A 12,146-nucleotide genomic window follows, 5' to 3' on the forward strand; every position below is an offset into this window, starting at 1 on the left:
CCCGTGGACCTGCGTGACGATGCCCGTGCCCTGTCCGGTGAACTCGTGCGGTTGCGGCGGGCGTTGCACCGGATTCCGGAGACCGGGCTCGAACTGCCCCGTACGCAGGAGGCGGTGCTCGCCGCACTCGACGGGCTGCCACTGGAGGTGACGACCGGCGCGGGGCTGAGTTCGGTGACGGCGGTGCTGCGCGGGGCGGGGTCCGGGCCCGTGGTGCTGCTGCGCGGGGACATGGACGCGTTGCCGGTGGCCGAGCGGCTCGCTCTGGACTTCGCCGCGGACAACGGGCGGATGCACGCGTGCGGGCACGATCTGCACACCAGCATGCTCACGGGGGCGGCGCGGCTGCTGTCGGCGCACCGGGACCGGCTCGCGGGGGACGTGGTGTTCATGTTCCAGCCGGGCGAGGAGGGGTACGACGGGGCCCGGCACATGCTGGCGGAGGGGGTGTTGGAGGCGGCCGGGCGGCGGCCGGTGGCGGCGTACGCGCTGCACGTGCTGTCGGCGGGGCAGCCCAGCGGGGTGTTCGGGGCGCGCGGCGGGCCGATGATGTCGGCGTCCAACGTGCTGCGGGTGACGGTGCGCGGGGTGGGCGGGCACGGGTCGATGCCGCACCGCGCCAAGGACCCGGTGCAGGCGGCGTGCGCGATGGTGACGGCGTTGCAGGCGTGGATCACGCGGAGCTTCGACGTCTTCGACCCGGTGATCCTGTCGGTGGGCACGTTCCACGCCGGGACGCAGCAGAACGTGATTCCGGAGTCCGCGGTGTTCGAGGCTACGGTGCGCAGCTTCTCGGACGCGGCCCAGGCGCGGGTGAAGGACGGCACGGTGGAGGTGTGCCGGGGCGTGGCGGCGGCCCACGAGGTGGCGGTGGACGCGGAGTTCGTGGAGACGTATCCGGTGACCGTCAACGACGGGGCGGAGGCGGAGTTCGTGGCGCACACCGTGCGGGAGGCGCTGGGCGAGGAGCGGTTCGCGGCGCGGCGGAACCCGTTGCCGGCGTCGGAGGACTTCTCGCGGGTGCTGGACGAGGTGCCGGGCGTGATGATGATGCTGGGCGCGCCGCCGGCCGGGGCGGACCCGGAGCGCAGTGCCAACAACCACTCCCCGCTGGCGGAGTTCGACGACGCGGTGCTGGCGGACGGGGCGGCGGTGTACGCGGAGTTGGCGGTGCGGAGGCTGGCGAAGGGGTAGGGGCGCCGGGCGGGCCCGGTGGGCTGTGGTGCGTGCGGCGGCTTGACCCTGACATCCGTGTGAGGCCCTAGCGTCCCGGTCGTCCGCGTGGCGTGCAGGAGCGCCGCGCCGCATGCGAGGGAGCCACTGCCATGCCCCATTCCCACCGCCCGTTGGACGGAAAGATCGCCCTGGTCACCGGCGGCAGCCGGGGCATCGGGCGCGCCATCGCCGAACGCCTCGGCCGGGACGGGGCCGCCGTCGCCCTGACCTACGCCCGTGACGCGGCGGCCGCCGACGAGGTGGTCGCGCGCCTCCGGGAGGGCGGCGGCCGGGCGGTCGCGCTGCACGCCCCGCTCGGGCATCGCGGTGACGCCGCCGCCCTCTGGTCGGCCTTCGACGAGCACGCCGCGGCGTGGACCCCGGCGTCGGGGGGACGGTCGCGGCCGGCGGTGGACGTCATCGTCAACAACGCGGGGATCGCGAAGGTGGCGGCGCTGCCGGAGCTGACCGAGGACGACTTCGACGAGGTCTTCGCGGTGAACGTGCGGGCCCCGTTCTTCGTGGTGCGGGAGGGGCTGGAGCGGCTGCGGGACGGCGGCCGGATCATCAACGTCTCCAGTGGCGCCGGCCGGCTGGCCATGCCCGAGGCCCTCGCCTACGGCGCCACCAAGGGGGCGTTGGACAACTTCACCCTCAACCTGGCCGCGGCGCTGGGCCATCGGGGCATCACCGCCAACGCGGTGGCGCCGGGAATCATCGACACCGACGTCAACGCCGGCTGGCTGCGCGGCAATCCGGCCGCGGAGGCGGACGCCGCCGCGCGGGCCGCGTTGGGTCGGGTCGGCCGGCCGGACGACGTGGCCGACGTCGTCGCGTTCCTGGCCTCGCACGACGCGCGGTGGGTCACCGGCCGGGTGATCGACGTCACGGGCGGCGTCCGACTGTGACGGGTGTCCGGTCCGCCCCGGTTCGTAAGCCCGGGTCTTAGAACCTTCTTAGGACCCGCCACTATTCACATGGGCATGACATCACAGAGCAGGACTGCGCAGAGCAGGACATCGAAGGGCCGTACGCCCAAGGACCGCACGCCCAAGGGCCGTACGGCGACGCGCACCCGGGTGGTCGCCGCGTCGCTGGCGTTGAGCGCGAGCGCGTTCGGGGTCACCGGGTGCGGGCGGGCCGAGGCCGGAACGCTGACGGACGGGCGGTTGGTGCTGCCGGTCGCCGGGGGGACCGCCACCGTCGACACCACCACGCTCGCGGTGCGCGCGCGGGCGGACGACGGGACGCACCTGGTGCTCTCCGAGGCGGCCGGCGGCGGGCTCGGGACGCCCGGGCCGGTGACCCGCACCGCCGACGGGGCGCGTTGGACGTACCCGGCCAAGGGGCTGGCGGTGACCGCGCGCACCGAACGGGGACGGCTGCGGATCGACCTCCGGTCGGACCGGGACCAGCGGGTGAGCTGGCCGGTGACCGGGACGGACCGGGCCGCCTCGGCCGTGCAGGTGCCGCGCGGGGAGGGGTTGGACCTCCCGGTGCGGGACGCGTTCTGGAACTCGGAGCGGGGCGGGCTGGCCGGCAGCACGGTGGACGTGGGGGCGGACCTGGCGCTGCCGCTGTGGGGGTACGCGATGGGCGGCGACGGCGCCGCCCGGCACGGGGTGAGCTACCTGACGCCGACCGACCTCGGGACGTCGCTCGCGTTCGCCTCGCGCGACGGGGCGCTGCGGACGACCGCGGCGCACGCCTTCGACGCCGGCGAGGGCACGCGGGAGTACCAGGTCGCGTTCGCGTTGACCGACGGGGACCCGGTGGCGCCGGCGGCCGACTACCGCTCCTACCTCGCGCAGCACGGGCAGTTGGGCAGCCTGCGCGAGAAGATCGCGAAGAATCCGGCGAACGGGAAGCTGCTGGGGGCGTTCCACGCCTACGCGTGGGGCGAGGCGCGGACCGCGGCGGGCGTGGCGCGGCTGCGGAAGCTGGGCGTGGACCGGATGTGGCTGGGGTACGACGCCGGGCCGGACCCGATGGACGCCGCGGCGGTGCGGGCGGCGAAGCAGGCGGGGTACCTGGTCGGGCCGTACGACTCGTTCGCCAACGGGCAGGACCCGAAGGCGGCGGACAGCCCCACCTCCGCGTGGCCGGGGACGGTGTACCCGGACTTCTGCGTCCGCAAGGCCGACGGGAGCGCGGAGACCGGGTTCGGTGGGCGGGGCTGCTACCTCAGCTCGCAGGCGTTCGAGCGGGCCGAGCCGGCCCACCACTACCTCGCGGACCGGACCCGGCAGATGACCGCGAACGGGGCGGACAGCTACTTCCTGGACGTGGACGCGACCGGTGAGCTGTTCCGGGACCACGCCGCGGGCCACCCGATGACCAAGGCGGGCGACCGGACCAACCGGCTGGCCCGGATGGGGCGGTTGGCGCAGCGCTTCGTGCTGGGCTCGGAGTCGGCGCAGCCGTGGGCCAACGGGGTGCTGGCCTTCGACCACGGGTCGGGGACGCCGGTCGCGGACGGGCTGTGGAAGCTGGAGCGGGACAAGGAGACGTGGGGCGGCTACTACCCGCAGGACGCCCCGAAGAACTTCTTCAAGCCGGTGGCGCTGCCGGCGGACCTGGCGACGGCGATGTACGACCCGAAGTACCGGGTGCCGCTGTACGAGACGGCGCTGCACGGGTCGCTGGTCAACGTGGAGCGGTGGGAGCTGTCCTACGACAAGCTGCCGGCGCAGAAGACCACCCGGGCGCTGCTGGCGATGCTCTACAACACGCCGTTGAACTTCGTGCTGGACGGGCCGTCGCTGACGAAGAACGGCCCGGAGCTGGCCGCGTTGCAGAAGTACTTCGCGCCGTTGCACCGGGCCGCGGGGACCGAGCGGATGACGTCGTTCCGGTGGTTGACGGCGGACCGGAACGTGCAGCGGACGGTGTTCGGGGACGGGGTGCTGACGGTCACGGCGAACTTCGGCGAGAAGGCGTACCAGGGGCTGCCGGGCGGGTGCGTGGACGCGCGGCTGCGGGGCGACGCGAAGCCGCGGCGGCTGTGTCCCGCCCAGGTCAGCGGCGTGACGCGGTAGTCCGACGACGCCCGGCGGTGCGTTTGGCATATGCCGCGGACATCGCCTCACAGTGCGGTCGACGGGCCGCTGAGGGGGGTGTTCCGCCGGGGTAACGCGGGCGATGCGGGCGGGAAACAGTGGCGGCGCAGGCTGTCGGACATGACACTGTCGGACACCGTGCGGACGGATCCCGTGCCGGCGGGCGCAGCGGTCGCGGACCGTGCGCCCGTGGGCGCCTCGCGCCCGGGCCCCGCACCGGGGTCGGGGGCGACGCGGGTGCTGGTGGTCGGCGGCGGGATGGCCGCCGCCCGGCTCGTCCACCAGCTGGCCGCGGCGGTCGGCACCGCGGGCCCAGGGTCACTGACGGTGACCGTCCTGGCGGAGGAGCCGCATCCGCCGTACAACCGGGTGCTGCTCGCCGAGGTCCTCGCCGGCCGCTACCCGCCGCAGGTGATCGCACTGCCCGCGCCGGCCGCCGGGGTGAGGTGGTGCGGCGGCGTCCGGGCGGTCCGCGTCGACCGGGTCGCCCGGCGGGTGCGGTGCGCGGACGGGCGGGAGTTCGGTTACGACGTGCTGGTGCTGGCGACCGGCGCCAATCCCGTACTGCCGCCGTTGCGCGGCCTGTTCGCACCCGGCGGGCGGGAACTGCCAGACGGGGTGCATCCGTTCCGGACCCTGGACGACTGCGCGGCGCTGGCCGCGGCGGTGCGGCCCGGGCTGCCGACGGTGGTCGTCGGCGGCGGCCTGCTCGGCGTCTCGGCGGCCCGGGCGCTGGCCGCGTGCGGGGCGCGGGTCCTCCTGGCGCACCAGGGCACGCATCTGATGGAACGTCACATCGATGCGGAGGCGGGGGCGCTGCTCCGGGACCACCTCACCGCGCGCGGCGTGGAGGTGCACGCCGAGTGCCGGGTGCGCGGCGTCCTGACCCGGCCGACGAGCGGGGCCGCGGGCCCGGCCGGGCGGCGGGTGCACGGCGTGGAGCTGGCCGACGGGCACCGGCTCGACGCCGACCTGACCGTCCTGGCCTGCGGTGTCCGCCCCCGCACCGGCCTCGCCCGGGACGCCGGCCTGGACGTCGGCGCCGGCATCCGGGTCGACGGCGCGCTGCGCACCAGCGACCCGCGCATCCACGCCGTCGGCGACTGCGCCGAGCACCACGGCACCGTGTACGGGCTGGCCGGCGCCGCCCAGGAACAGGCCGACGCGCTGGCCCGGGTGCTGACCGGCCCCCGGCCCGCCACCCCCGCCTACACCGGGACCCGCGCCCTGACCCGGCTCACCCTGGCCGGGCGGGACGCCCTGGACCTCGCCGCGTTCGGCGAGACCGCGCCGCGCCCCGGCGACGACGTGGTGCGGCTCGCCGACGCCACCCGCGGCACCTACCGCAAGGTCGTCGTCCGCGGCGACCGCCTGGTCGGCGGGGTGCTCGTCGGCGCGCTGGGCAGCGTCGGCACGCTCGCCCGGGCCTGGGAGGACGCCGAACCCCTCCCGGCCGACGACGGTCCCCTGCTCCACCTGCTCACCCACGACGGAGGCTCCTGATGTCCACGACGGCTCTTCGTGAGCGGCCCCGCCCCACGCTCGTCCTCGTCGGCCACGGCATGGTCGGCCAGCGCTTCCTGGAGGCCCTGGCCGGACGCGGCCTGACCGGCACGCACCGCGTGGTCGTGCTGTGCGAGGAGCCGCGGCCGGCCTACGACCGCGTGCGGCTCACCTCGTACTTCTCGGGGACGACGCCCGCCGAACTCTCCCTGACCGACGAGCGGTTCCTCGCCGAGCACGGCATCGAACTGCACCTCGGCGACCCGGCCGAACGCGTCGACCGGACCGCCCGGACCGTCACCGCCCGCTCCGGGCTGACCGTCCGCTACGACGCCCTGGTCCTGGCCACCGGCTCGTACCCGTTCGTGCCGCCGGTCCCCGGCAAGGACGCCGAGGGCTGCTTCGTCTACCGCACGATCGAGGACCTGCTGGCGATCGAGGAGTACGCGAAGAACCGGGCGAAGACCGGCGCGGTGGTCGGCGGCGGGCTGCTCGGGCTGGAGGCCGCCGGCGCGCTGAAGGGGCTCGGACTGGACACCCACGTCGTGGAGTTCGCGCCGCGCCTGATGCCGGTGCAGGTCGACGAGGGCGGCGGCGCGGCCCTGTTGCGCACCATCGAGGACATGGGGCTGACGGTCCACACCGGGACCGGCACCCAGGAGGTGGTGACCGGCGCGGACGGGGCGGTCGCCGGGATGCGCCTGTCGGACGGCACCGAGGTCGCCACCGACCTGGTCGTGTTCAGCGCCGGCGTCCGCCCCCGCGACCAGCTGGCCCGGGACTGCGGACTGGCGGTCGGCGAGCGCGGCGGCATCACCGTCGACGCGCAGTGCCGGACGGTGACCGATCCGCGGGTGTTCGCCGTCGGCGAGTGCGCGCAGGCGGTCGACGGGCGGGTGTACGGCCTGGTCGCCCCCGGCTACGAGCAGGCGGAGACGGTCGCCGCGACCCTGGCCCGGGAGGACTCCGCGTTCACCGGCGCCGACCTGTCCACCAAGCTGAAGCTGCTCGGCGTGGACGTGGCGTCCTTCGGCGACGCGCACGGCACCACCGAAGGCGCTCTCGACGTCGTCTACGCCGACTCCCGCGCCGGCCTCTACAAGAAGCTGGTCATCGACCGGGACGGCACCCTGCTCGGCGGTGTCCTGGTCGGCGACGCGGAGGCGTACGGGACGCTGCGCGCGCTCACCGGGTCGGTGCCGCCGCTGGCGCCCGAGCAGCTGGTGCTCCCGGCGGGCGCCGGCGCGCCGGGGCAGCTCGGCCCGTCCGCGCTCCCGGACGGCGCGGTGATCTGCTCCTGCCACAACGTCACCAAGGGCACCCTGCGCGCCGCGGTCACCGAACACGGGTGCACGAGCGTGCCGGAGGTCAAGAAGTGCACCAAGGCCGGTACCGGCTGCGGCAGTTGCGTCAAGGTGCTCGGCCAGGTCGTCAACGAGGAGCTGGCGGCCGGCGGCGTCGAGGTCGACACGGGCCTGTGCGGCTGCTTCGCGCAGACCCGCGAGGAGCTCTACGAGATCGTCCTCGCCCTGCGGATGACCTCCTACCAGCAGCTGCTGGACGGGTACGGCCGGGAGGGCGCCCGGGGCACCGACGGCTGCGAGACCTGCAAGCCCGCGGTCGGCTCGATCCTCGCCTCGCTCGCGTCGGCGATCGGCGCCGACGGCCACGTCCTGGACGGCGAACAGGCCGCGCTCCAGGACACCAACGACCACTTCCTGGCCAACCTCCAGAAGAACGGCTCGTACTCGGTCGTCCCGCGCGTGCCCGGCGGGGAGATCACCCCGGAGAAACTGATCGTGATCGGCGAGGTCGCCCGGGACTTCGGGCTCTACACGAAGATCACCGGCGGGCAGCGGATCGACCTGTTCGGCGCCCGGGTCGAGCAGCTCCCACTGATCTGGACCCGGCTGGTGGACGCCGGCTTCGAATCCGGCCACGCCTACGGCAAGTCGCTGCGCACCGTGAAGTCCTGCGTGGGCCGGACCTGGTGCCGCTACGGCGTCCAGGACTCCGTCCGCATGGCGATCGACCTGGAGCTGCGCTACCGGGGGCTGCGGTCCCCGCACAAGCTCAAGGCGGCGGTCTCCGGATGCGCCCGGGAGTGCGCGGAGGCCCAGTCGAAGGACTTCGGCGTGATCGCCACCGCGAGCGGCTGGAACCTCTACGTCGCCGGCAACGGCGGCGCCACCCCGCGCCACGCGGACCTCCTCGCCCAGGACCTGTCCGACGCCGAACTGATCCGCCTGATCGACCGCTTCCTGATGTTCTACCTCCGCACCGCCGACCGCCTGGAGCGCACCAGCGTCTGGCTGGAGCGGATACCGGGCGGCCTGGAGCACGTCCGCGACGTGGTGGTGGCGGACTCCCTCGGCATCTGCGCGGAGCTGGAGTCGCTGATGGCGACCCACGTGGACCACTACCGCGACGAATGGACCGAAGCCCTCAACGACCCCGAGAAGCTGGCCCGGTTCGTCTCCTTCGTGAACGCCCCGGACACCCCCGACCCGGTCGTCGGCTTCGTCCCCGAACGCGACCAGATCAAGCCCGACCTGCCGCTGCTCTCGCTCGGCCTGCGGCCGGCCGCCGGCGCCCCGAAGACCCTGGTAGACGCCCTGGAAAGGAGCCCCCAGCGATGACCCTGGCCCCCGAGACCCTCGATCTGGAAGTGCAACTGCGGCTGCCCGACGCATGGTTCACGGTGTGCCCGCTGCACGCACTGACCCCGGGCCGCGGAGTGGCGGCCCTGCTGCCCGACGGCCGCCAGGTGGCGGTCTTCCGCGACCGGGCGGGCCGGCTCTACGGCATCGACAACCGCGACCCGTTCGGCGGCGCCGCGGTCCTCTCCCGCGGCCTGACCGGCACCCACGAGGGGCGCCCGTTCGTGGCGTCACCGCTGCTCAAACAGCGCTTCGACCTGGAGACCGGCCGCTGCCTGGACGATCCGTCGGCGTCCGTTGCGACCTACCGGATGCGGACGCGGGCGGTGTGAGGGCCCGGCGTAGGCTGGCCCTCCCCTACCGAGGAGTACGACGTGACCCGGTGGAACACCAGCCACATCCCCGACCAGACCGGCCGCGCGGTCGTCGTCACCGGCGCCAACAGCGGCCTCGGCTACGTCACCGCCCGTGAGCTGGCGCGGCGCGGCGCCCGAGTGGTACTGGCCTGCCGCAGCACCGAACGGGGCACCGCGGCGCTGGCCCGACTGCGATCCGAAGTGCCCGTCGCGGAGGCCGAGTTCCGCCCCCTGGACCTGGCCGACCTGGCGTCCGTACGGCGCTTCTGCGACGACCTCACGGACTTCTGCGGCGACCGACTGGACCTGCTCGTCAACAACGCGGGCGTGATGGCGCTGCCGCAGCGCACCACCGCGGACGGCTTCGAGATGCAGTTCGGCACCAACCACCTGGGGCACTTCGCGCTCACCGGGCTGCTGCTGCCCAAGCTCCTGGCGACGCCCGGGGCGCGGATCGTGACGGTCTCCAGCATGCTGCACGCGCTCGCCAACGTGGACCTCGACGACCTCAACGGCGCGCGCTCCTACCACCGCTGGCTCGCCTACGGCCGCTCCAAGAGCGCCAACCTGCTCTTCACCCGCGCACTGGCCCACCGGCTGGCGGCGGCCGGCTCACAGGTCGTCGCGGCCGCCGCGCACCCCGGCTACGCGCACACCAACCTCCAGACGGCGGGCGTGCGGATGGAGGGCCGGCGCGGCGCCGAGCGGGTGGTGGAGCTGGGCAACCGACTGATCGCCCAGCCCGTGGACGGCGGCGCGCTGGGGACGCTGTGCGCGGCCACCGCCCCGCACATGCGGCCGGACTCCTTCGTCGGGCCGCGCAACGGGCTCCGCGGCGCCCCGGCCCCGTCGTTCCGCGCCCCGTGGACGCGGAACGACGCCACCGCCGACCGGCTCTGGACCGCCTCGGAGGAGCTGACCGGGGTCCGGTACGAGGTCGCCGTGCCGACGGCGTGACCCCGGGCCGGCGGGGGCGCGCGGACGGGATGCGCCGCGCGCCCGGCCGGCGCGCGAGGGCGCGCGGCCGGCACCGTGCCGTCAAGATCGCGTGAAGATCGCCGTGCCGTCCGCCAAGGGCGCGCCAAGGCCGCTCGCCGACCGCCGGACGCCCCCGCACGCTGAGCTGGTCCCACCCAGTGCCGCACGGAGGTACGACGAACCATGTCGACGGTGTCGCAGCCCGCAAACCGGCCCGAACAGCCGCCCCCGGCGGCCCCCGCCGGTCACCCCGCCGCCGGCACCCCGGCCCCCGGCCCCGACCCGGCCGGCGACCGGCACCGGCTCACCGCCCTCCAGGGCCTGGCCGCGCTCTCCCTCGACGCGATGGCCTCCGTCGCGTACGGGCCGGAGGCGATCGTGCTGGTGCTGGCCGCGGCCGGCGCCCACGGCCTGGGCTTCACCCTCCCGGTCACCCTCGCCATCGCCGCCCTGCTCGCGGTCCTGGTGGCGTCCTACCGCCAGGTCATCGCCGCCTTCCCCAACGGCGGCGGCTCCTACGCGGTGGCCAAGACCCACCTGGGGCGCCGCTCGGCCCTGGTGGCCGCCGCCTCCCTGCTCCTGGACTACGTCCTCAACGTCGCGGTGTCGGTGACCGCCGGCGTCGCCGCCCTCACCTCCGCCTTCCCCGGCCTCTACGGCGACCGGATGTGGATCTGCCTGGCGGTGCTGGTCCTGGTGACCGCGATCAACCTGCGCGGCATCGCCGACTCGGCGCGGGCCTTCCTGCTGCCCACCGCCGTCTTCGTCGCCTCGATCCTGGCCATGATCGTGGTCGGGCTGTTCCGGGACGCGCCGGCCTCCACCGTCACCGCCACCGGCCACGCCTCCGTCCTCGCCCACAACGCCACCTCCGTCGGCGCACTGCTGCTCCTGAAGGCGTTCGCGTCCGGCTGCTCGGCGCTGACCGGGGTCGAGGCGGTCGCCAACGCCGTGCCGTCCTTCCGCGCCCCCGCCACCCGGCGCGCCCAGCGGACCGAAGTCGCGCTGGGCGCCCTGCTCGGCGCCATGCTGATCGGCCTCTCGCTGCTCATCGGCCGCTTCCACCTCCAGCCGGTCGAGGGCGTCACCGTCCTCGCCCAGCTGGCGGACGCCGCCCTCGGCCACAACTGGGCCTTCTACGTCGTCCAGTTCACCACCATGGTGCTGCTCGCGCTCGCCGCCAACACCTCCTTCGGCGGGCTTCCCGTCCTGATGGGGCTGCTGGCCCGCGACAACTACCTGCCGCACGTCTTCGGCCTCAAGGCCGACCGGCAGGTCCACCGGCACGGCGTGCTGGCGCTGGCCGCGGTCGCCGCCGCCCTGCTGGTCTTCTCCGGCGGCGACGTCAACACCCTGGTGCCGCTCTTCGCCATCGGCGTCTTCGTCGGCTTCACGCTCTGCCAGGCCGGGATGGTGCGCCACTGGTACCGGGAGCGGTCCGCCCGCTGGGTCGGCAAGGCACTGCTCAACGGCTTCGGCGCGGTGCTCACCGCCGCCGCCGCGGTGGTCGTGACCGCCACCAAGTTCACCGAGGGCGCCTGGCTGGTCGTCATCGCGCTGCCGCTGCTGGTCCTCGCCTTCGAGGCCGTCCACCGCGCCTACGCGCGGATCGGCGACCGCCTCGGCCTGGGCCGGGTGCCCGAACCGCCGCGGCGCGCCCGCTCCCTCGTCGTCGTGCCGGTCTCCCACCTGTCCCGACTGACCGGCGAGGCGCTGAACGCCGCGGTGTCCCTGGGCGACGAGGTCATCGCGGTCACCGTCACCTACGACACCCCCGAGGACCGGCCGGCCACCGAAGCGCTGCGCCGCGACTGGGAGTTGTGGAACCCGGGCGTGGACCTGCTGGAACTCCCCTCCCCCACCCGCTCGCTCGGTCGCCCGATCGCCGACTACGTCGCGGACCTGACGGCCCGTCGCCCCGAGGCGCGGGTCACGGTGCTGATCCCGGAGGCGGAGCCCGCGCACCTGTGGCAGCGGGCACTCCAGAACCAGCGCGGGGCGGTGCTGGCGCGGGCGGTGCGGCGGGAGACGGGGGCGGTCATCTGTCGCCTGCGGTTCCGGCTGACGCCGGGGTAGCCGAACGTCGTCGGGTGTCCCACCGTGGGGTTCGCCTTCGGCGGGGGCCCGCGTACGTTGTCGGCTGTCCCGCCGTGGGGTTCGCCTTCGGCGGGGGATCTTCGTGCGGTGCCGCGCCGTGGTGGGTTTGCCTGTGGCGGGGGTTCTTCGTCGGGTGCCGCGCCGTGGTTGGTTTCGCCTTCGGCGGGGGTGGTTGTGGGGTGGGGCTGCGGTGTGTGGTGGGTGGCGGGGGTGGGGCCTTGGGGGTGGGTGTGCGGACTGCTGCGCTTTACGTCCGCACACCCACCCCCAAGGCCCCA

Annotated in this window: 8 protein-coding genes; all 8 read left to right on the forward strand. The window is 74.7% G+C overall.

Annotated features, from left to right (window positions below; genetic code table 11):
• Positions 1-3 precede the first annotated feature (3 nt).
• The 8 genes from ABD385_RS35545 (at position 4) to ABD385_RS35580 (ending at position 11,847) form a co-directional block, all read left to right on the forward strand.
• Entirely contained in the window at positions 4-1,194 is a 1,191-nt protein-coding gene (locus tag ABD385_RS35545) for a M20 metallopeptidase family protein (RefSeq protein WP_344583684.1), read from the forward strand.
• Between the two features lie 131 nt (positions 1,195-1,325).
• The gene (locus ABD385_RS35550; protein ID WP_344583686.1) at positions 1,326-2,123 is read left to right on the forward strand and encodes an SDR family oxidoreductase; all 798 of its coding nucleotides are present in this window, start codon (positions 1,326-1,328) and stop codon (positions 2,121-2,123) included.
• A gap of 75 nt (positions 2,124-2,198) precedes the next feature.
• A complete protein-coding gene (locus tag ABD385_RS35555) occupies positions 2,199-4,253 on the forward strand; it encodes a glycoside hydrolase (RefSeq protein ID WP_344583688.1) in 2,055 nt (684 codons plus the stop codon).
• A 141-nt stretch (positions 4,254-4,394) separates the two neighbouring features.
• On the forward strand, positions 4,395-5,777 hold the full coding sequence (locus ABD385_RS35560; RefSeq protein ID WP_344583690.1) for an NAD(P)/FAD-dependent oxidoreductase: 1,383 nt from the start codon (positions 4,395-4,397) through the stop codon (positions 5,775-5,777).
• Positions 5,777-8,416 (forward strand): nitrite reductase large subunit NirB, encoded by a 2,640-nt coding sequence (gene nirB / locus ABD385_RS35565; RefSeq protein ID WP_344583692.1) that lies wholly within the window; start codon positions 5,777-5,779, stop codon positions 8,414-8,416. Before ABD385_RS35560 ends, nirB begins: the two co-directional genes overlap by 1 nt.
• Positions 8,413-8,769 carry a nitrite reductase small subunit NirD gene (gene nirD / locus ABD385_RS35570; RefSeq protein ID WP_344583694.1) on the forward strand — a complete coding sequence of 119 codons (357 nt, stop codon included), beginning with the start codon at positions 8,413-8,415 and terminating at the stop codon, positions 8,767-8,769. The genes nirB and nirD overlap by 4 nt, the downstream gene beginning before the upstream one ends.
• Before the next feature lie 42 nt (positions 8,770-8,811).
• Entirely contained in the window at positions 8,812-9,750 is a 939-nt protein-coding gene (locus ABD385_RS35575) for an oxidoreductase (RefSeq protein ID WP_344583696.1), read from the forward strand.
• A 204-nt stretch (positions 9,751-9,954) separates the two neighbouring features.
• Positions 9,955-11,847: an APC family permease gene (locus ABD385_RS35580; protein ID WP_344583697.1), complete on the forward strand. Its 1,893-nt coding sequence runs from the start codon at positions 9,955-9,957 to the stop codon at positions 11,845-11,847.
• The last annotated feature ends 299 nt before the right edge of the window (positions 11,848-12,146 follow it).

Source organism: Streptomyces lunalinharesii (assembly GCF_039532155.1).
Classification (GTDB): domain Bacteria; phylum Actinomycetota; class Actinomycetes; order Streptomycetales; family Streptomycetaceae; genus Streptomyces; species Streptomyces lunalinharesii.